At 61.0% G+C, this 20,194-nt stretch carries 17 protein-coding genes and 1 pseudogene; 6 read left to right on the top strand and 12 right to left on the bottom strand.

The genetic code is table 11. From position 1 onward, the window contains the following. Window positions 1–449: 449 nt before the first annotated feature. Entirely contained in the window at window positions 450–1,589 is a 1,140-nt protein-coding gene (locus tag P9236_RS28670; RefSeq protein ID WP_063169258.1) for a porin, read from the bottom strand. 681 nt (window positions 1,590–2,270) lie between these two features. Here P9236_RS28670 and P9236_RS28665 point away from each other — a divergent pair. Both P9236_RS28665 and hemN read left to right on the top strand, forming a co-directional pair. Beyond that, window positions 2,271–2,627 carry a hypothetical protein gene (locus P9236_RS28665; protein WP_024505577.1) on the top strand — a complete coding sequence of 119 codons (357 nt, stop codon included), beginning with the start codon at window positions 2,271–2,273 and terminating at the stop codon, window positions 2,625–2,627. A 464-nt stretch (window positions 2,628–3,091) separates the two neighbouring features. Further along, window positions 3,092–4,418, top strand: a pseudogene (hemN, locus tag P9236_RS28660) (oxygen-independent coproporphyrinogen III oxidase). A gap of 234 nt (window positions 4,419–4,652) precedes the next feature. Here the strand turns inward: hemN and P9236_RS28655 are convergent. The 10 genes from P9236_RS28655 to P9236_RS28610 all read right to left on the bottom strand — a co-directional run bounded on the left by P9236_RS28655 (window position 4,653) and on the right by P9236_RS28610 (window position 16,046). Beyond that, window positions 4,653–6,296, bottom strand: a complete 1,644-nt coding sequence (locus P9236_RS28655) for an MFS transporter (protein ID WP_063169257.1) — start codon at window positions 6,294–6,296, stop codon at window positions 4,653–4,655. A 173-nt stretch (window positions 6,297–6,469) separates the two neighbouring features. Further along, window positions 6,470–7,453, bottom strand: a complete 984-nt coding sequence (locus tag P9236_RS28650) for a beta-ketoacyl-ACP synthase III (RefSeq protein WP_063169256.1) — start codon at window positions 7,451–7,453, stop codon at window positions 6,470–6,472. Beyond that, window positions 7,450–8,715 (bottom strand): adenosylmethionine--8-amino-7-oxononanoate transaminase, encoded by a 1,266-nt coding sequence (locus P9236_RS28645; protein ID WP_063169255.1) that lies wholly within the window; start codon window positions 8,713–8,715, stop codon window positions 7,450–7,452. Before P9236_RS28645 ends, P9236_RS28650 begins: the two co-directional genes overlap by 4 nt. Continuing rightward, window positions 8,715–9,350, bottom strand: a complete 636-nt coding sequence (gene bioD, locus P9236_RS28640; protein WP_063169254.1) for a dethiobiotin synthase — start codon at window positions 9,348–9,350, stop codon at window positions 8,715–8,717. The genes P9236_RS28645 and bioD overlap by 1 nt, the downstream gene beginning before the upstream one ends. After that, the gene (locus P9236_RS28635; RefSeq protein WP_024505572.1) at window positions 9,347–10,486 is read right to left on the bottom strand and encodes an 8-amino-7-oxononanoate synthase; all 1,140 of its coding nucleotides are present in this window, start codon (window positions 10,484–10,486) and stop codon (window positions 9,347–9,349) included. The genes bioD and P9236_RS28635 overlap by 4 nt, the downstream gene beginning before the upstream one ends. Next, complete coding sequence (gene bioB / locus P9236_RS28630; protein WP_224570943.1) at window positions 10,483–11,451, bottom strand: biotin synthase BioB; 969 nt, start codon at window positions 11,449–11,451, stop codon at window positions 10,483–10,485. Before bioB ends, P9236_RS28635 begins: the two co-directional genes overlap by 4 nt. A gap of 174 nt (window positions 11,452–11,625) precedes the next feature. After that, on the bottom strand, window positions 11,626–12,507 hold the full coding sequence (nadC, locus tag P9236_RS28625; RefSeq protein WP_063169252.1) for a carboxylating nicotinate-nucleotide diphosphorylase: 882 nt from the start codon (window positions 12,505–12,507) through the stop codon (window positions 11,626–11,628). Between the two features lies 1 nt (window position 12,508). After that, window positions 12,509–14,050: an L-aspartate oxidase gene (locus P9236_RS28620; protein ID WP_063169251.1), complete on the bottom strand. Its 1,542-nt coding sequence runs from the start codon at window positions 14,048–14,050 to the stop codon at window positions 12,509–12,511. Beyond that, window positions 14,047–15,021, bottom strand: coding sequence for a quinolinate synthase NadA (nadA, locus tag P9236_RS28615; RefSeq protein WP_063169250.1), 975 nt, complete (start codon window positions 15,019–15,021; stop codon window positions 14,047–14,049). The genes P9236_RS28620 and nadA overlap by 4 nt, the downstream gene beginning before the upstream one ends. A gap of 62 nt (window positions 15,022–15,083) precedes the next feature. Further along, window positions 15,084–16,046, bottom strand: coding sequence for a membrane protein (locus P9236_RS28610; protein WP_024505567.1), 963 nt, complete (start codon window positions 16,044–16,046; stop codon window positions 15,084–15,086). 171 nt (window positions 16,047–16,217) lie between these two features. On the opposite strand from P9236_RS28610, the gene panB reads away from it, so the two are divergent. The 4 genes from panB to P9236_RS28590 all read left to right on the top strand — a co-directional run bounded on the left by panB (window position 16,218) and on the right by P9236_RS28590 (window position 19,502). After that, window positions 16,218–17,054 (top strand): 3-methyl-2-oxobutanoate hydroxymethyltransferase, encoded by an 837-nt coding sequence (gene panB / locus P9236_RS28605; RefSeq protein WP_063169249.1) that lies wholly within the window; start codon window positions 16,218–16,220, stop codon window positions 17,052–17,054. Then, window positions 17,051–17,959, top strand: a complete 909-nt coding sequence (gene panC / locus P9236_RS28600) for a pantoate--beta-alanine ligase (RefSeq protein WP_063169248.1) — start codon at window positions 17,051–17,053, stop codon at window positions 17,957–17,959. Before panB ends, panC begins: the two co-directional genes overlap by 4 nt. A 98-nt stretch (window positions 17,960–18,057) precedes the next feature. Further along, entirely contained in the window at window positions 18,058–18,777 is a 720-nt protein-coding gene (locus tag P9236_RS28595) for a LuxR family transcriptional regulator (protein ID WP_063169247.1), read from the top strand. Between the two features lie 92 nt (window positions 18,778–18,869). Further along, entirely contained in the window at window positions 18,870–19,502 is a 633-nt protein-coding gene (locus P9236_RS28590; RefSeq protein WP_063169246.1) for an acyl-homoserine-lactone synthase, read from the top strand. A 365-nt stretch (window positions 19,503–19,867) separates the two neighbouring features. Here P9236_RS28590 and P9236_RS28585 read toward each other — a convergent pair whose 3' ends face one another. Then, a complete protein-coding gene (locus P9236_RS28585) occupies window positions 19,868–20,116 on the bottom strand; it encodes a DUF6074 family protein (protein WP_063169245.1) in 249 nt (82 codons plus the stop codon). Window positions 20,117–20,194 lie beyond the last annotated feature (78 nt).

Raw genomic sequence — 20,194 nt, 5'->3', positions numbered from 1 at the left:
GATGGATGCTGAAGCGTGGTAACTCCAGTCTCCTCGGTCCGGTCCGAATGGACAACCTCTCGAAAGCTCACACCTAGGATGGGTGCTGCCACGCGGCTCGGACTCAGCGTGCATTATCACGTAAATGTTGAGAGAATGAATGGCGCCGCGAAGGGCAATTCCAGCCGTCCAAAGCGACAGGCGTGTCGCGGCCTCGACATTGCAGTGGCGCTTACCTAACACGGCCTCACACTGCCCTCTAAACGGCCCCGAATTTGAACTGACGGCCCCTGGCCGGTTCATCGGGCAGGTCAAGGGCTAGGTGTAGTACACAGGGCTCATAACTTTCAGTTTCTAGTTGGTACGATGGGCCGTGGACGGTCGATGCAGACTTCAAGATGGCGAACGAAGCTCTCCATGCGTGCGTTGTCGAGGCAAGTGCCTTTGCCATGCTCGCGACTGGAGAGATTTCAAAATGAGCCTTGTAAGCGGAGAATGCCGCCGACGCTGTTCGGCTTGCTCGTGCCCTTGACGGCGGTAGGCTCGGCAGGGCCGAGGCCAGAGTTGCCGTAGTGGTCGTAATCGACCTCGGCTGTGACCGTGAAGCCGGGAACGACCATGTAGGCGACGTTTGCAGCCACACCAGCATCCTTGAGCTGATCACCCGAGACCTGAAGGTTGAACGAAGTTTTCTCGTCAAACTCGTAGGTGGCGCCCGCCCAGAAAGCCCACTGGCCGTTCCAGATTTTGTACGAGCCGCGCCCATGATTGGCAATTGCGCCGTTTGAGTCCTCGTTGAGACTGGCATTGGAACCGTAGCCGAAGAGTCCAAACAGCGACAGCTGGTTTGTGACAGCGACGTCGACGCGGATCTTGCCGGCAAAAGCTTCGTAATTGCTGTCATAAGCCGCGACGCCGATGATCGAGCCCCAGCCTTGCGTGTATTTCAAGCCGGCGACAACGTGCGGAATATAGCTGTCGATAGTACCGGCTGAGCCCGATCCTTGTTCGAGCGAAATCACAGTCGAAATGCCGTTGCCGGCGTCGAAGTGGTACTGAGCCACGTTGGTGTCGAAGCCGGCCGACGGAACGAGCATACTATCGAGAACGTTGCCAGCGTAGCTTGCAAACGTATCGAAGGCCGACCCCTCCTTGCCAACTCGCAGGCCTCCCAGCTCGACCCAGGCAGAAGCCAGTGCGAGGCCGCTGTTGAAATCATAGTTCTGAGGACTGTCATGCGAGTTAGCGCTGTTGCCAAAATTCACCTGGGTTTCGGTATAGGTCGTCAACGCGCCGAGCTCGGTCTGCTGGCCGGTCCAAGTTTTGAACGTGAAGCGTGTGCTGTTTCGCCAAGTGCCTTGGTCCTCGCCAGTTCTCACGTCCGAGGTTCTTGCGCTGTCATACGATCGGACGTCACCCAGGCCGATATCGTAACGGACATAGCCGCCGATGCGCAGGCAGGTCTCGGTGTTGGGAATATAGGAATATCCCGAGCCGAGGACGTCGCAGATCTTGATGTACTCGGCCGGTTCCCGCTCGGCGCCAGCTGCTCGACCGACGGAAATGGTCATCAGAGCAGTTAAGCCGAGAAGAGGACTCTTGATGTACATGTCTAGATCTCCATGAAGGAATAAAAAGGATAGAGGCGAAAGAGCAAGCTTTTCCTCTAAATTTTGTGCGTGTTGTCTCCAATATGTGGACGCCAAAGCGCTTGACACGAGAGGTGAGCCAGCGTAAAAGCCACATGTACTTATAATAGTGTTTTCTGCTAGGAGATTCATTATCGTTTACATGTGAAACACTCCGGTCGGACCGCTGCAGCTCTCCGAATAGAGCAGCAAGCGACATGCCAACCTGAAGCGTAGATGCGGCCGACACCAAAATCGGGCCGACGCGCCTTCGTCTCGCTGGAATCACTTTTTTTGAGGGTCACTGCGAAAAGAAATGTGCGACACGGTTCGCCATGTTCGATATGTGACAGTCTCGTTTAACAGCGACGGCTTCCCGTCTGACCGCAACGGAGGCCGCGCCATCCGCTACCGAGAAGGATCACTGCGCGTACGCTCCGCAAGGGCTGCGCCAGGAACAGAGGGCGTGCACGTCCGAGGCGTCGCATGGTGGCCGCAGCACCTTTTCGCCGCTGTAAGTTCGCCGTGCAGGTACATTGCGCGGCCGGAAGCGAGAGGGAGCGCACCCTGAAACGGCTGCCTACGGCTCGCCTCGAGTAATTGGCGATGAACAGTATTCTCGAGAACTTAGTCTCGACGGAAAGAGCAACGAAAGGAAGCCGCTTGGACGAGCACGATCCGAAGGAAGAACCGATCGAGACCATTTTCCGCAACGGCACAATCACTGCCGTGGGTATCCTGCTTGCCTTTTCCCTCGGCTTCCTCACTCATTGGGCCGCGAACCCCTTGCCATGGCAACTCTACGATCTGTTCGCCGTAGTGCCGATCCTGCTCGGCATCGCACTGCAGATGAGAGCGCTGTCCATGCTGCTCGACATGAGTTCCTTGCGGCGCCCCATCTACGAACGCGCCAATCGCATTTTCATGGTCGGCCTCATCCAGACCGCGTGTGGCGTCGGCATGGCCATCTTGGTCGATCTTTTCGGGATATCGGTAGGGGGCACGCTGCCCGGCGCTTGACGACAAGCCACACCGCTCTTCGCTCGAAGCGACGTCAAGCCGGGGAACCTTGTGCACCCCCTAGCGGCGTCCTCCTTTCATCAAATGAGCCGACGTCAGCTTTAGAGCGTCTCGGTGGCTAAAGCCGGTATGGTTTTTCGGCCGGCAGGGAAGGCCGCTGGCTGGACCTGGATGGCGTCTGAACGAGGCTTGACAGGTCCGTTGCGTCGGACATGAATTTCGCATTGCAAAGTTCTTCCGCAGACGCCTCAAGCACACTGCACTGGCGTCACGTACTCAGACGTTGAATGCGGCACCGCACCATCACCTCAGGCGCAACCATGGCACGCGCGCTCCCCGGCGTGGTTGACCCCATCCTGTCCAAACGAGACTGCGACATAAGCGGGACGCACTGACTTAGGTCAGAGACCAGGACGAGCGCGCAACGAAAGAATGATGGATGAGCGACGTGGGATGACAGCTCCTTGCACACCTCAATCCTGACAAAGTACCGGGACCCCCGGCCGCCTTGGTATACCATCTATCCGACTGTGCCAGACTTCTCTGCGGCAGTTGGTGCTGACGATTATGAGGAATGGCTGGGGGGCCTCCCGGCCGACGAATCGGTGTCGCTCTATTTCCACATTCCGTTTTGCCGATCCATGTGCTGGTATTGCGGCTTCCCTACCGCGGTCATCCGTCGCAACGGCCCGATCCTTAATTATTTAGCGGTGCTGCGTCAGGAGATCAGTTTGGTGTCGGAGCAAGTGCGGCAAGGGCTGCCGGTGAGCGATGTGCATTTCGGCGGCGGAACGCCTCACCTTATCGGGCCAGCCGAGCACTTGGCGCTGATGGAATTTCTACGCCGCCACTTCGCTTTCAGCAAAACTGCTGCGATCGCCGTGGAGATCGATCCCCGAACGTTCACACCGGAAATGGCCGAAGCCCTGGCAGCTAACGGTGTCAACCGCGCGAGCATCGGATGCAGAGCTTTGATCCCGATGTGCAAAGGCGATCAATCGGATCCAGAGTAAGGTGCAGACGGCCGCTGCAGTCCAAAATCTCCGCCGGCATGGCGTTGGCCATATCAACTTCGACCTCATCTTCGGTCTACCGAAACAGACTGTGCAGTCCTGCATCCAGACCGCGATGGCTGCGGTCGCCATGCGCCCCAACCGGCTTGCGGTGTTCGGATACGCGCATATTCCTTCCGTGATAAAGAATCAGCGCCTAATCGAGCAGGCAGGTCTACCGGACGGCGATCTTCGCGCCGAACAGGCTGCAACTGTCGCCGAGACACTGGTTGGCGCTGGCTACCGGGAGATCGGGCTCGATCATTTCGCTCCGCCGGACGACGAACTTGCGCTAGCGCCAGAAGACCGGGCGCCTACGGCGTAATTCGCTGGGATACTCGGCCGATACTTGCAAAACGTGATCGGCTTCGGCGCGTCGGCTATTGGCCGAGTCCGCGAGGGGTATGTTCAGAACGAAGTAACACGGGATTCTTACGCCCGGCACATCGCAAGTGGACGTCTGGCGACATCAAAGGGTCACCGTCTGACCGACGATGACCGGGTGCGCGCAGCGATCATCGAGCGACTGATGTGCGATTTGGAGGCCGACGTGCCGACCATCTGTGCCGCCCACGAAATCGAACCAGCTCGTTTTCTCGATTCAGTTGAGAGTTTGGTGACGCTGGCTGAGGAGGGGATCCTGGACGTCGAAAACGGCTTCATCCGCGTGCGGCCGGAGCACCGCTTTGTTGTTCGCGCCGTTGCTGCTGCATTCGATGCTTTTCTCGCGAATCGATGAGTTGAGGCCACGACGCCGAAAGGCATCAGACCTTGTTTGGCGCTCGTCGGCATGGGCTCTCGCAGAAGACTCCGCAAGCGTATGCAGGGGACTTCCACTTGACGCCGCGTTCACCATCATCTCGCCTGGGTGCGCGCGAAAGCGCACAACCCGGAGCACGCTGCTCTCGGTGTGAGGCTGTGCTCTGCAAAGCACCGGTGATCCACCCTGTCCCTGGACAGCAGCTTGATGGCGTCATCTTGGAGGACGAGAAAAGATTGTCGAGGTACGGGTACGAATTGCCTCGGTCGTCCGTTCAATCGAAAGCACTGTCTGCGGAGGCACCTCTCCTTCATGCAGTGACAGGAGATGCTGGGCGACTTCCTTATCTGCTGCGGTGAGTCGATGATTTAGGCGGAGAAAGTCCATCCAGGTGGGGGTGCGGAATGTCTCCGTCCAAAGTGACGGTGTTTGCAGATTTCGCTGGAGCGTCCAGTTTCGTGCACCGGCACGGCTCTGGACGTGTCGCCGCGTGCGCATGGAGCCCAGAAAGGCCTCGATATTTTCCTCCGATATCAAATACTCGACCTTGGCCACGATAGGGCCACTTCTGGGTTTCAGATCGAGAGCCACGTCCGGCGGATGAAAAACTGAACTTTCTTGATCGGTTTCTTCCCAGGGACGGACCGGCAACACGATCCCCGCTGCTGCAACCAGCAACAGAGCGCCTGCGGCGCCCTCCAATGCTGAGGTCAAGGAATAGTTTTGCGCGACAGAACCCCAGATCCAGCTGCCAGCAGCCATACCGCCTGCGCTCAAGGCGTAGTAAATGGAGAGCGTGCGGCCTACAACCCACCTTGGGCTTGCCAACTGCACCGACACGTCAATGCCCGTCCAGGTGATAAGCCAACCCGCTCCGCCGAGCGCCAGCGAAATGGCCGCCACAGGAAGCGACGATGTAAGGGCAAGGGAGAGGCAACAGACTGCACAAGCCACAGAGGCGAAGGCCACCAGCCTGTTTTGAGACGTGACCTTCCTCAAGAAGCCGTTGCCCATACCCGCGATGAAAGCACCCATGCCGAAGCCGGCCAATAAGATACCGTAGACAATTGGCCCACTCTTCAACTGATCCCGGACGACGAGGGGGAGCAACGCCAGAATGGAGATGCTTGCCAACCCGAAAAGAGCGGCTCGGGCGGTCGCTGCCCTGATCTCCAAAGACATCGCCGTAAAGCGCACTCCGTCATGAATTGCCGTCGTCATTCTCTCACGAGGGAGAGGCGAAGAGCGGACCTCCCATTTGGTGCGCCATATCGCGCTTATGGGCGCCAGATCACTCACCGCAGCCAAGGCGAAAGCGGCCAGCGGCCCAAAGACGGCCAGGATCACGCCCCCCAAGGCTGGACCAACGCTGCGCACAATGTTGTATCCGACGGACATAAGCGTCACTGCGGCCGGAATGTCGCGTTTGTGAAGGATATCGCCGACCGAAGCGTGCCAAGCCGGATCATTCAAGGCAAAGCCGCAGCCGGCCAGGAAACCTAACCCGAGAATCAGCCAAGGACTGACAAATCCCAGACCCACAGAAATCATCAGCGTCGTCGACGCCGATGCTATCAGGCAGTGTCCCGCAAACATCACCCACCGGCGGCTGAAGTTGTCGGCAATGGCTCCGGCGAAAACTGAGAGGAAGAACACCGGCAATGTGGATGCGGCCTGGACGAGTGCCACCATGAGGTCGGACGCTGAAATCGTTGCCATAAGCCAACTGATGGCGACCGTTTGCACTAGCCAACCGAGGCTGGAAATCTGGGTGGCCGCCCAAATTGAGCGAAACACCTTGTTTCGAAATGGGGCGAGCGTCTTTGAAACGGGCGGTTGGGGATTTTCGCTCTGCATGAGGTATTGCTGGCCTTCGATGAGCGCTGCGATTTGAGCAAGCGGGTCGATACTTAGACATCGCGGAGCACCGCACGGACCCCAGCTCTATGGAGCTTGCCGGCGACTATTTGCGTATTGAGCCATTCTCATAGTCTCATTCATGAGCAGTCCTGTGCGCAAGCATTGCTTTGCTAAATTCCCACCACAAGCGCGCCGCCGCTGAGACCCGCACCCGCTGCCGCCAAGAGGACTTTCTCGCCAGGCCGAAACGGCTGCGCCCGATGGGCCAGCGACAATGAGAGCGGGATCGTCGCGGCGGAAGAGTTGCCATATTCGGCGATCGTCTTGACGATCGAGTGATCAGCGATGCCGAGGTTCCTGCCGACCGCGTCGAAAATGCGCGCATTGGCCTGATGCGGCACGAAACGATCGAGGTCTTGCGGCCTCAGTCGGGCAGCAGTGAGCGCATCTCTCGAGCAGGCGGTCATCATCTCCACGGCCTTGCTGAATACTTCACGGCCGTCAGTGATCGTCATCCGTGTCTGCGCGAGGTCGAGGTCGGCATGGAACGGAGTGTTGCTTCCCCCGGCGGGAATCTGGATTAGCCCGTAGCGCGAGCCGTCGGAATCCACCGAAGCGCCGAGAATGCCTCGATCCGGGTCATCGCAAGGACTGATCACCATGGCGCCGGCGGCATCGGCAAACAGCACGGCGCTGGCGCGCTCGGCCAAATTGATGCGGTGGCTGAGGATGTTGGCGGCGATGACAAGGCTCGCTTTGCCGTGCAGGCGGGTGAACCCGTCGGCGAACATCAGCGCATAGATGAAGCCGGCGCAGGCGCCGGTCAGGTCGATCGCTCCGGCGCGGCCTAGCCCCAGCCGATGTGCGACCAGCGGCGCGCTTGGCGGCAGAAGGTGATCGGGCGTCGACGTGGCGAGCAAGAGTAGACCGACGTCGCCGCGGTCGATACCGGCATTGGTCAGCGCCATGTCGCCGGCAGAGGCGGCAAGGCCCGACAGCGTGTCTTCGTCTGTTGCCCAGAAGCGCGAGCGAATTCCGGTGCGCCGCTCGATCCAGCCGGGCTCAAGCCCGAGCCGGTCTTCGATTTCCGGGTTCTCGACCTTGCGCGTCGGCGCATGATGGCCGAAGCCGAGAACGCGCGACGATAGGTTCATGGCCGCGAGCCGAAGCGTTCGCCGGCCTCCTCTATCGCGTCATAGAGCCCGTCCAATTCGTCGCTGGTGATGCAATAGGGCGGCAGAAGATAGAGGACATTGCCGAGCGGGCGCACCAACAGGCCGCGCTCAAGGAAAAAAGCGCGCAGTTTTGGCCCGATCTCGGCCAGATAACCGGCTGAGCCGGTGCGTAGGTCGAGTGCCGCGATGGTGCCGGTTGTCCGGCAGTCGGTGAAATATGGATTGTCCCGGAAGCGTTGCAGCCCCGCGGCCTGCCTCGCGCTCAAGACCGCGATCCGCTCGGCCACCGGCTCGTCACGCCAGATCTCGACATTGGCAAGTGCTGCCGCGCAGGCGATCGGATTGGCGGTGTAGGAGCTCGAATGGAAAAACGTCTTCTTGCGATCCTCCGAAAAGTGAGCGTGGAAGATGGCATCGGTGGCGATCGTGGCGGCCAGCGGGATGGTACCACCGGTCAGACCTTTCGAGGTGCACAAGATGTCGGGCGAGACGGACGCCTGTTCGCAGGCAAACATGGTTCCGGTGCGCCCCCAGCCGGTCATCACTTCATCGGCGATCACGAGCGTGCCGGAGGCTTCGGCGATCCTCTTCAATTCGGCAAGAACCCAGGCCGGATACATCAGCATGCCGCCGGCGCCAAGCACCAGCGGCTCGACGATCAGCGCGGCTGCGCGCCGGTCGCGGCTAACGGCCTCGAACCGATCCAGCGTTTCCTGCTCGCGCCCGGCGGCCGGGAAGGGGATGGTGTCGACCTCGAACAGCAAAGGCTCATAGGCGGCGTTGAAGACGCCACGGGCGCCGACGCTCATCGTGCCGATGGTGTCGCCATGATAGCTGTGCTCCATGACGGCGATGCGCGAACGCGACGCGCCGATGTTACGGAAATAGCCGAGCGCCATCTTCAGCGCGACTTCGACTGAGGTCGAGCCACTGTCGGAATAGAACACCCGGTGGAGGCCGGCGGGTGCGATGCCTACAAGCGCCTCGGCCAGCCGTTCGGCCGGCTCGTGGGTGAAGCCCGCGAAGATGATCTGGTCGAGGCTCGAGGCGGTCGTCTCGATGGCCTTCATGATGCGGGGGTGGCGATGGCCATGGGTGACGACCCACCAGGAAGAAATCGCATCGAGGATGCGGAAGCCGTCGGCCTTGTGGAGATAGGCGCCTTCAGTCAGCACGATTTCAGGGAGCGAGGGCTCTAGCGCGTGCTGCGTGAACGGATGCCAGACTCGAGACTCCGCCATCAGTCGCCTCCGGCAATCATGGCCAGGTCGAAGCCGGAAATCATTGCATCTCTCAACGTTTCACCCGTCAGCGGACCGAGGTGCGGCAGCCTGCCCAGCTGCGGCACGCCGCCGAATTCCACGATTGTCCTTTGTGTATCGGCCACCTCTTCGCCAATGAAGGCAATGCCGATGAGCGGGATGGAGCGGGCTCTCAGGGCCTCGATCGACAACAGCGTATGATTGATGGTGCCAAGCGCGGTGCGGGCGCACAGTATGACCGGCAGCCGCCATTGTTCGAATATGTCAATGAACCTTGTCTGTCGATTGAGCGGCACCATCAGCCCGCCGGCGCCTTCGATGACGAGCGGTGTCGGCAGGACCGGAAATGAAAGATCGTCGGCCTCGATCGCGACGCCGTCGATTTCGGCTGATCGATGCGGCGACAGCGGCATCGTCAGTCGATAGACTTCGGGCAGCACGCGTCCGTCGGGCAAGCCGGAAAGCCGGGCGACGACCTCGCTGTCGGTCTCCTCGTTGAGGCCCGATTGCACCGGCTTCCAGTAGAAGCCGTCGAGCAGCCCGGCAAGTCCGGCCGAAAACACTGTCTTGCCAATTCCAGTGTCTGTTCCGGTGACGACGATGCGTTTGGTCATGCTGTGGCCAACACTCCGACGAGAGCCTCGACCATGGCGGAAATGTCGGCTTCGTCGACGTTGAGAGTCAGCGAAATGCGCAGGCGCGACGTACCCTCAGGCACTGTCGGCGGGCGAATGCCGCGTATGTCGAAGCCGCGTGCCTGCAGTCCTGCCGCCACCGCCATGGTGCGGCTGTTATCGCCGATCACAAGCGGCTGGATCTGCGAGCCGCTGGGCATCACGCCGCAGCGTTCGGCCAATTGCCGGCTCGCGAAAGCGACACGCTCGTGCAACTGAGCACGACGCATAGGCTCGTCAGACAGAATAGTCAGCGCCTCACGTGCCGCGACTGCCATCAGCGGCGATGGTGCGGTCGCATAGATGAATGGCCGGCACCGGTTGATAAGATAGTCGCACAGTGTTCGCGGTCCGGTAACGAGCGCGCCGGATGCGCCAAGCGCCTTGCCGCATGTGTGGAGCGTGACGATGTTGTCGCGGCCTTCATACGCGGCGGCCAGTCCCCGGCCGTCCGGTCCCCAGACGCCGGTGGCATGCGCTTCATCGACGACGATGAATGCCTGGTACCGATCAGCCAGCGCGACCAGGCTCTCCATCGGCGCACGGTCGCCATCCATGCTGTAAAGGCTTTCGAAGGCGATCCACACCCGCCCCATGCCGCCTTCGGCGCGCCAGCGGGTGATTGCGTCCTCGACAGCGTCGACGTCGTTGTGCGCGGCCAGCTTGAACTCAGCGCGCCCGGCCTGGGCACCCTCATGCATGCTGGCATGAGCGAGCTCGTCGAGGACCAGCAGGTCGCCTTTCTGCGGCAGGGCCGTCAGCAGAGCGAAGTTGGCGATATAGCCGCTGCCGAAGAACAGTGCACGCTCGGCTCCGAAAAATGCCGCTGCGTCCGCCTCCAGTTGCTCATGTTCCGGTGCATTGCCGCGCAACAGCCGCGATCCGGTGGCGCCCACTGGCGTGCCCCGCGCAATCGCCGTCGAAACCGCATCGCCCAGTCTTTTGGAGGCGGCAAGTCCGATATAGTCGTTCGACGAGAAGTCGAGCCCGGCGCGCGGTGCGAGCGTCCGCAACCGGTCCTTGCGCCCCAGTCCCCGCAAGGTTGCGTCATAGCGGGCAAGAATTGCCTCCTTCATTGCGTGGCGAGTTCCATAGGCTCAATGCCGAGGCGCCGGAACAGAAGGGTATCCTTGTCCTCGCCGGGATTTCCCGCCGTCAGCAGCGTGTCGCCGACAAAGATCGAATTGGCGCCGGCAAAGAAGCACAGCGCCTGCGTTTCGTCGCTCATCGCCGTCCTGCCGGCGGACAGCCTTACATAGGATTTCGGCATCATCACCCGCGCGAGCGCAACGATGCGGACGAAATCGATCGGATCGATGGCGTCGGCCGCGGCAAGCGGCGTGCCTTCGATGGGAATAAGCATGTTGATCGGCACGCTTTCCGGCGGCTCGGGCAGGTTCGCGAGCGTGACCAGCATGTCGATGCGATCGGTCTTTTCTTCTCCCATCCCGACAATGCCGCCGCAGCAGACTTTCATCCCAACCGCGCGCACGTGCCCAAGCGTTTTCAGCCGGTCGGCAAAAGTCCTGGTTGAAATAACCTCGCCATAGTAGCGCTCAGAGGTATCGATGTTGTGGTTATAGTAGTCGAGACCGGCCTGCTTCAGGCGAGCAGCTTGCTCAAGATCGAGCATGCCGAGCGTCATGCAGGTCTCCATGCCGAGGGCCTTGACGCCCTCAATCATGGCGACCACAACGTCCATGTCGCGCTCCTTGGGACTTCGCCACGCCGCGCCCATGCAATAGCGCGTTGCGCCGCCATCACGCGCCTTGGCCGCTTCGTCGATGACATGCTTGACGTCCACCAGCTTCGACGCCTTCACACCGGTTTCGTAATGCGCAGACTGGCTGCAATAGCCGCAATCTTCGGGGCACCCGCCGGTCTTGATGCTAAGGAGCCGCGACAGCTGCACTCGGTTTCGATCGAAGTTCTGGCGGTGGATCGTCTGAGCCAGGAACAGCAGATCGTTGAATGGCATGCCGTAGATGGCCTCGGCCTCTTTGCGGTTCCATCGCGGAGGCGTTCCGTCGACCGATTGCATGGTCTGGTTCACGTCGAACTCCGAGTTCATTCCAATCGTCATCGTCAAACCTTTGTTTGCTAGTCCGGTACGCCTTCTTGGCTTTGGGGCGCACTCGCTAAAGGCGAGCTGCGGCACGTCTTTCCAGCACCTCCTACGCCTGCCGAGCTGATGTTGCTCCTCACGCCGTAATCCTCAGTTCAAGTGCTTGCAGATGTTCTGGTGGTCCGGCATGTCCAGGCCGATGTCGAGGATCGGGGCGCTGTGCGTCAGCCAACCCATGGAGATGAGATCGACACCGGTCGCCGCAATCGCCGCCGCCGTTTTCGGCATCACCCGACCGGACGCCTCGGTGATCGTACGGCCATCCACTATAGAAACCGCGCGGGCAAGATCCTCGACCGACATATTGTCGAGCAGCACCGCGTCAACACCAATCGCGAGCGCTGCATCGAGCTGCTTCAGCGTGTCGACCTCGACCTCGACCTTCACCATATGCCCTGCTGCGGCGCGCGCCCGCTCTATTGCTGTGCGCATATCGCCGGCGATCGCGATGTGGTTGTCCTTTATGAGCACGCCGTCATCGAGGCCGAACCGGTGATTGGCACCGCCGCCGACGCGCACGGCGTATTTCTCCAATGCCCGCAGCCCGGGCGTCGTCTTTCGCGTCGATACAATCCTCGCCTTGTGACCGCGCACGGCCTCAACCATGGCCGCTGTGGCAGTGGCAATGCCGCTCAGCCGGCATAAGAAATTGAGGGCCGTGCGTTCGGCCGTGAGCAGGCCTCGTGCGGGTCCGGACAATCTTGCAATGGTTTCCCCGGCCCCAACCTCGCTGCCATCAGGGCGCCAGATCTGGATGTTGATCGCCGGTTCCACGAGAAGGAAGGCATACGAGACCAGATCGAGCCCGGCAACGACGCCCGCCTGCCTCGCTTTGAGCACCAACGTGGCAGTGCAATCATACGGGATAACCGCATCGGTGGTCAGGTCGCCGGATCTGCCCAGGTCTTCGAGGAGCGCAACGCGCACAATCGGTTCGATCAGGGTCGCGGGGAGGGGGGAGAATGAAGTCATATCAAGTGCTCCGTATGGTAGCCCGGCAATCGAGTGCGGCCGCGGCCCGCATTGCGCTGTGCAGTGTCAGCCGTGATGGGCGCACGTTGGCATCGTGGAGCGGGAAATCGGACCGACAGTGCGCGCCTCGACTCTCTTCCCGCCTCAGGGCCGCCGCGGCGATCATCAGTGAGACCAAAGCCGGACCAGAGGCAGCGACACTATTGGCTGCGATCGGCAGCAGGGTCGCCACCGCTTCGCGCATTGCCTCGCCGTCGCGGATGATACCCAGGGCGGCGGAGACAATCGGGCGGACCACGGAAGCGTCTGGTCGTGGAGGGACGAATGTGGAGCATCTGCGCGGTCGCCGGGTATACGACGTGCCGGCAACGCTTTCGGCAACCCAGCTCGCGGTGACCGCCGCTTCGGTGAGCGAGTTGCTGGCCAGGCGGTTGGCGCCGTGCAGGCCGGTACAGGCCACCTCACCGCAGGCCCACAATCCCTCGATGGAGCTGCGGCCGGCGCTGTCTACGGCGACGCCGCCCATGTGATAATGTGCCGCCGGGCGCACCGGGATCAGGTCGGTCGCTGGGTCGATTCCTGCGCTCCGGCACAATTCGGCGATGCCTGGAAAACGCTTGCCAAATCTCGGGCCGAGACTTTGCCGTGCGTCCAGGAATACGCGGCGTCCAACGGCAAGCTGGTGCCAAATGGCGCGCGCTACGACGTCGCGAGGCGCAAGTTCACCGCCAGGTGTGTCGGCGAGGAAGCGCTCTCCTCGCTCATCGATGAGCACCGCGCCTTCGCCACGCACGGCTTCGCTCACCAGCGGCATCGGCCGGCGCGGACCGTCGAGCGCAGTTGGATGGAACTGTATGAATTCCAAGTCGGCGAGTTCCGCCCCCGCCCATGCGGCGAGCGCCAGCCCGTGACCCCATGAGCCAGCGGGGTTTGTCGTGTCGCAAAACAGCCCGCCGACGCCGCCGGTCGCCAGCACCGCGCGACGCGTGGGCAGAGCGAGCGCGCCGGCTCGTCCTGCTGCGACCACGGCGATGACCGACCCGTCCTGCACGACCAGCCGGCGGACCTCCACATTTTCGATAATGGTGATCGAGGCTGTACGCCGAACCGCGGCGACGAGCGCGCGCACCAACTCGCGACCGGTGGCGTCGCCGGCTGCATGCACAATCCGCCGTCGCGAGTGTGCCGCCTCGAGCCCAAGTCGCAACGCGCGGTCAGGGTGCTGGTCGAAGTCGACGCCGAACCTTTGGATCGTCCTAATCGCTTCGGGTGCAGCTCGTACCACTCGCCGCACCGTGGCCTCATCGCAGAGTCCGTCGCCGGCAGCTATCGTGTCGCAAAGGTGAAAATCTGGGCCGTCGTCGCCCCCGAGACTTGCCGCAAGACCGCCCTGGGCAAGTTCACTGCAGGCTCCGGTTCCAAGCGGCGCGTTGGTCAAAAGCACGACCGGTTCCGGCGCCAGATGAAGCGCCGTCATCAGGCCGGCAATGCCGCCGCCGATGACGACCGGCGCCCCCGCGATTTCGCGAACCTCCAGACTCATAGGGAAAGCATGCGCTCGACCGCGCGGCGGGCGGGGCCGGCAATTTCGGGATCAATCCGGACCTCATGCCGGTTCTGCTCGAGTGCGGCGCGAATGTTGGCCAGGTTGATGCGCTTCATGTGCGGGCACAGATTGCATGGGCGAACGAACTCGACGTCGGGATGCGCGACCGCGACGTTGTCGCTCATCGAACATTCGGTCAGAAGGACGACACGCTTCGGTTTCTCACGCTCGACATAATCCGACATCGCCGCGGTCGAGCCGGAGAACTCCGCCTCCGCGACAACGTCTGGTGGGCATTCTGGATGGGCCAGCACGATGACGCCTGGATGGGCATCGCGCAGTTCCCGGATGTCTGCTGCGGTGAAGCGCTCATGCACCTCGCAATGGCCTTTCCAGGCGATGATCTCGACGTCTGTATCGGCTGCCACGTTCCTCGCCAGATATTCGTCCGGGAGCATCAGCACACGCGCCACGCCAAGCGATTCCACCACCGCCTTGGCGTTGCCGGACGTGCAGCAGATGTCGGACTCCGCTTTTACGGCGGCGGAAGTGTTGACGTAAGTAACAACGGGGACCCCCGGATACCGCAGCCGCATTAGCCGCACGTCGTTTGCCGTGATCGATTCGGCCAGCGAGCAGCCGGCGCGGAGATCCGGGATGAGCACGGTCTTGTTCGGATTGAGCAGTTTTGCCGTCTCGGCCATGAAATGAACGCCGGCAACCACGATGATGTCGGCGTCGACCGTCACCGCCTTGTGGGCCAACGCCAGGCTGTCGCCGACGATGTCTGCCACGCAATGAAAAATTTCGGGCGTCTGGTAATTGTGCGCCAGCACCACCGCATTGCGCTCACGCTTCAGCGCTAAGATGGCTTCAATATCGCCGGCGAACGCGGGCCATTCAACGGGTGGGATCACCCGCCGGACACGCTCATACAAGGACGCAGCCATAGGTAACGCCCCAGTCATTGGCGCCTCGATTATATTCGGTTTGACAATAAGGGAATATATCTACCTTGACTATAAGTATGTCAAGCCCGCGCCAGCGGTAATTTTGTCCCGGCGATAGCCCTGTCGTCGAGGACGGCATGCCGGAAGCGATAAAGCTTCGCCGGTCGGCCGCCCGTGTCGAGGGAGGTCTCCCCGGTCTCCTCAACAAGTTCCTGCTGCTCGACCAATCTCCGGAAGTTCGGCTTGTTGATCAGCCTGCCAGCCAAAGCTTCCACGGTTCGCTGCAGTTGCAGCAGCGTGAAGGAAGGCCGCATAAGCTCGAACACGACCGGCCGGTATTTGATCTTCGAACGCAGCCGCGCGATCCCGGTTGCCAGAATACGACGGTGGTCAGCGACCATTGGTTTGCCAGCCGCGGCCGCAATCGCGTCCCTGCCGCCACCGGCCTCCTCAATCAGAGCAGCTTCATAGAGCAACTCGTAGCGTTGGAGCGTGAGTTCCTCGTTCCAATGGCGGTCGTCGAAGCCGAAGGCTATCGCAGCGCGCTGCCGGCGCTCGCGTTGAGTGGTCGGCTCGCTGGCGCCGCCGGCCCACTCAATCAGGCGGGGCCGCAATCTATCGAGCAGCACAGGCGGCGTGCCGAAGCGGTGGTCCTCCCAGGGAAAATATTCGTACCAACTTTGCCAGCCGCACGCGGCCGAGTTCGTTGCCTGTTCCTTCCTGGTCAATGCGAGATAGCTGATTGAGATGACGCGCTGGTGGCGCTCAGTGCCGATGCGATCGCGATCGGCGAAGGTGTAGAGTTGCTCGATGTATCCAAGTGCATGGCCGGTCTGCTGCTCCACCCACCCCCTCAAACCCGACTGCAGTGATCGATGCTCAAGGGCAAAAGGTCCAGAAGGGAGGGTGTCCGCATGACCGACTGTGAGGACACAGGGCTCACTGTCGTTTACGGCGACCACGACGGCAGTCAGGTCCACTTTGGCTTCGTCAGCTTTGACGGCGGCTTTGCCTTTCTTGGTTCTTCTTGTCTGAGGATCCATGTTTGCGAAAGCGGGTTGGCCCAACGGAGCGCCTTAATCGATTGAATGTAACCTTGGAAGCCAGCACGTCAACACCGGAGTACTCAAGCGCTGTTTTTAGCTCTTCGCAGTCGCACAAAAATATGCCAAACGCGACACCCGCTGTTGGTAACGTAAGGGAAGGGGCCTCGGTTGAGCGCGGCTGGTGAGATAAAAGGGATGACTCCTCCAGATATTCGATCGCGAAAAGGCCAGACGCCACTTGTATGCTTGACGGCCTACACCACGCCGGTCGCGAGGCTGCTCGATCGCCACTGCGACATCGTTCTTGTCGGCGACAGCGTCGGCATGGTGCTGCACGGCCTGTCGTCGACGCTGGGGGTCACGCTCGACATGATGATCATGCACGGACAGGCCGTTCGCCGCGGCCTTGAACACGCGCTGATGGTCGTCGACCTGCCCTTCGGTTCCTACGAGGAAAGCCCAGAGCACGCTTTCGGCAACGCTGCGCGCGTGATGGGTGAGACCGGTTGTTCAGCGGTAAAGATCGAGGGCGGCGAGACCATCGCGGAAACCATCCGCTTCCTTACCGCGCGCGGCGTACCTGTCATGGCCCATGTGGGCCTGACGCCGCAGGCGGTAAACACGTTTGGAGGCTATCGTGTGCAGGGCCGGGGAGCCGATGCAGAGCGGATCAGGCGCGACGCCAGGGCGGTAACTGAAGCTGGCGCCTTCTCCTTGGTGCTGGAAAAGATACCGGAGCAGCTTGCACGGCAGATAACCGCCGATATCGACATACCCACCATCGGCATCGGTGCCTCGCCAGCTTGCGACGGCCAGATTCTGGTGAGCCACGATATGCTCGGGCTCTTCACCTCATTTCGGCCGAAGTTCGTCAAACGCTATGCCGAGCTCGGTGAGCAGGCTGAGGCGGCAATCGCCGCTTACGCCACCGATATGCGGAACCGGCACTTTCCGGCGGTCGAACATCTCTATGTCAACGCCTTGAAGGCCGGTGACTTCACATGAGCGTGCCGATCGCTCGAACCGTGAGCGAGCTGCGCGGCGTCGTTGCGCAATGGCGTCGCTCGGGTGCCACGATCGGTATTGTGCCGACCATGGGAGCCTTGCACGACGGGCATCTGAGCCTCGTGCGGAAGGCGCTCGAAAGGGCCGAGCGGGTGATCGTGACGCTGTTCGTAAACCCCAAGCAGTTCAACAGCCCCGCCGACCTGATTGCCTACCCTCGGACGGAAAGCGACGATGCTGCCAAGCTCGCTCTGCTGGGCACGCATCTGCTCTATGTGCCGGACACAGAGGAAATGTACCAGGTGGGCTTCGCCACGGCCGTTTCAGTGTCCGGCATCAGCGAATGCCTTTGCGGCGCATTCCGGCTCGGCCATTTCAATGGCGTGGCGACGGTCGTGGCCAAGCTCTTCCTGCAGGCCGGCGCTGACTTCGCCTTTTTTGGCGAAAAGGATTTTCAGCAACTTCAGCTTGTCAGGCGCTTGGTCCGGGATCTCGACATTCCGATCACTATTGTGCCCTGTCCGACAGTCCGCGAAGCCGATGGTCTTGCGCTATCGTCGCGTAACGTGCGGCTCTCCCCAGCCCAACGCGCCATTGCCCCAAAACTAGCATCGGTCCTGCTCGATACGGCCGAGCGGCTTGCACGCGGCTCCCCCATCCTGCCTACGCTTGATGAAGCGCGTGCAGCAATTCTGGCTGCCGGCTATCGCGAGCTCGAATACCTGGAGCTTCGCGGAGAAACAGACCTGCAATCGTTAGCAAGCCTTGACCGACCGGCACGCTTGCTTGCTGCGGCTTGGCTTGGCGACACGCGGCTCATCGATAACGTCGCAATATCACCCATCGGTAGTTGGTCAGGTGGGCGGAGCTCTCTCCAATCGGAAGCAGCACAGCAATTGCGGTGATGACGGCGGCGCGTCGTATGCCCTGCAGGGACAGGCCATCATTTAGAACCACGTCTCCGTCGGCTTCCAGCAACCTCCGCGAGGTACGCTAAGCGCAGATGCATCGCGTATTTGAAACCTTGGTCGAGCAACTCTCTGCAAGCGTCGATGCCGTCGATCTCCATGAGGCAATGGCGTCCGCCGCAGCCGGGTTCGACTTTCCGCTCTTCGCTTATTTCACCTACCCATCCGCTTCCGGCGACAGGCCGCGATTGATCTCGAATTATCCATCATCATGGACATCACATTACCTGCAACAGCGCTACCACAGCGTGGATCCCGTGATCCTGCGGGGACTGCGGGGCTGGGATACCTTCGACTGGGGTGTGGACCGCGATCACCGTTATTTGCCGACCTCTCAGCAGGAAGTCCTGGAAAAAGCAGCTGAGTTCGGCATTCGCGGCGGACTGACCATGTCGATGCATGATCATCGCGGCCGGTTCGCCGCACTGACCTTCGCCTCCAACGAGGCGCATCCGCCATTTCTGAGGTCGCTGACGCGCTACGAAAAAGCAATGCAACTGGTTGCGATCAACGTTCATATCCATGCCCGGCGCAGGCTCGCCGAAGATTGCGTGGTAGATGGCATAATGCTCACCCGGCGGGAGTTCGAGTGCCTGAAATGGGCGGCGTGCGGCAAGTCGGCCTGGGATATCAGCCAGATTCTCGGTGTCTCGAAACGCACCGTGACCTTCCATCAGGAAAACGCCAAGGCGAAGCTTGGCGTGCGAACCATCAACCAGGCCGTAGTGCGGATGGCTGCTCGGGCGAGATCCTGATCCTCTCCAAGTCTAGCTGTAAAGGTCTACAGGCTGCATTCATGACGGCTTTGCCCTTCGATTGCGTGGACACATCCCGCACGGAGACGACAATGATGCAGCTGATAACACCCGACTGCTACGCCGAGTTTGCGAGCGAACTCAAGGAAATGCACGGACTTAGGTATCGGGTTTTCAAGAAGCGGCTCGATTGGGAAGTGCAGACCGAAGGCGAAATGGAAACGGACTCGTTTGACAGCCTGAACCCCGTCTACCTGCTTCTCAAGGGGTCCGATTGGCGAACTTGCGGCTGCGTCCGCCTTTTGCCGACCACCGGACCGACAATGTTGCGCGATACGTTTCCGACGCTGCTGGATGAGATGGTGGTCCCTGCGAGTGCCGATATCTGGGAGAGTAGTCGTTTCGCGCTCGATCTCCCTGCGACAGCGCCGAAGGCAGCTGGCGGCCTGGCCCAAGCAACCTACGAGCTCTTCGCGGGGATCATCGAATTCGGCTTGGCCAACAATCTCTCCGGGATCGTAACGGTGACAGATACGCGCATCGAAAGGATCCTTCGTCTCGCGACCTGGCCGTTGTCACGTATCGGACAGCCCAAGCAGGTCGGCAACACCGAGGCAGTCGCCGGCTTCCTCGATATTTCCTACGCCAGTCTCTTGCGCATCCGCTGGAGGGGACGCCTCAACGGGCCGGTGTTGTGGCAACCAGTTCTCATCCAATCGGCATAGCGCCTGCGGATGCTCAGCCGTGACTTGAGTTAAGTCTGCTCACGGCCGCCACCGCCGCCGTGAGGGTGAGCGGACCCGCCCCACGAGCTTTCGACTGTTCCGGTCGATTGGCTCGCGCGGCCGGACTTTGGATTTCCGTAGGCGCAACCCGCAGTCCAGCGTGAGCACGCCAAAATGGCGCCCCTCCGCTTCGTCCAAAGAAGCCAACGTGGCTTCTGAGGTCGTCTTAGAATATTGGACCGGCCGCCGTGAGCGATCGCAACCTCAAAGCTTTGCCGGTATGCCGGTTTGGCCGGACCGTCGGCCAGTCGGAGCAGTCCCCCGATAAGGACCCGAGCTGACGCGCGGTCCAACAGCGCCCGAGCCTATGCTTTGTGCATTACCGTTCGGTTGGCCATGTCGTCCAAGACCGCATGAAGAAGGCTTCCAACCTCCTGCGCAGCGAGCTCTGGCGCAATTCCTACATCGGACAATTGAATGAGCATTTTCTTGGCGGCACAGCGCCAGAACGCGCTCGCCGCCTCGCCGTTCTTGGTCTCGAGGGCCTGGGCGATACTTTCGACCAATATACGTCGCCGATGCAGCGGAAATACGCAAATGTTTGATTCATGCATCAATCACCTCACAGATTCAGTTCCACAAAGAAAAACACCGGCGTCTTCAAAAGAGCCCCGCTAGCGCGGTGACGGTTC

Source organism: Mesorhizobium sp. WSM4884 (genome assembly GCF_029625675.1).
Taxonomy (GTDB): domain Bacteria; phylum Pseudomonadota; class Alphaproteobacteria; order Rhizobiales; family Rhizobiaceae; genus Mesorhizobium.
This window is presented reverse-complemented; position numbering and strand designations above follow the sequence as displayed.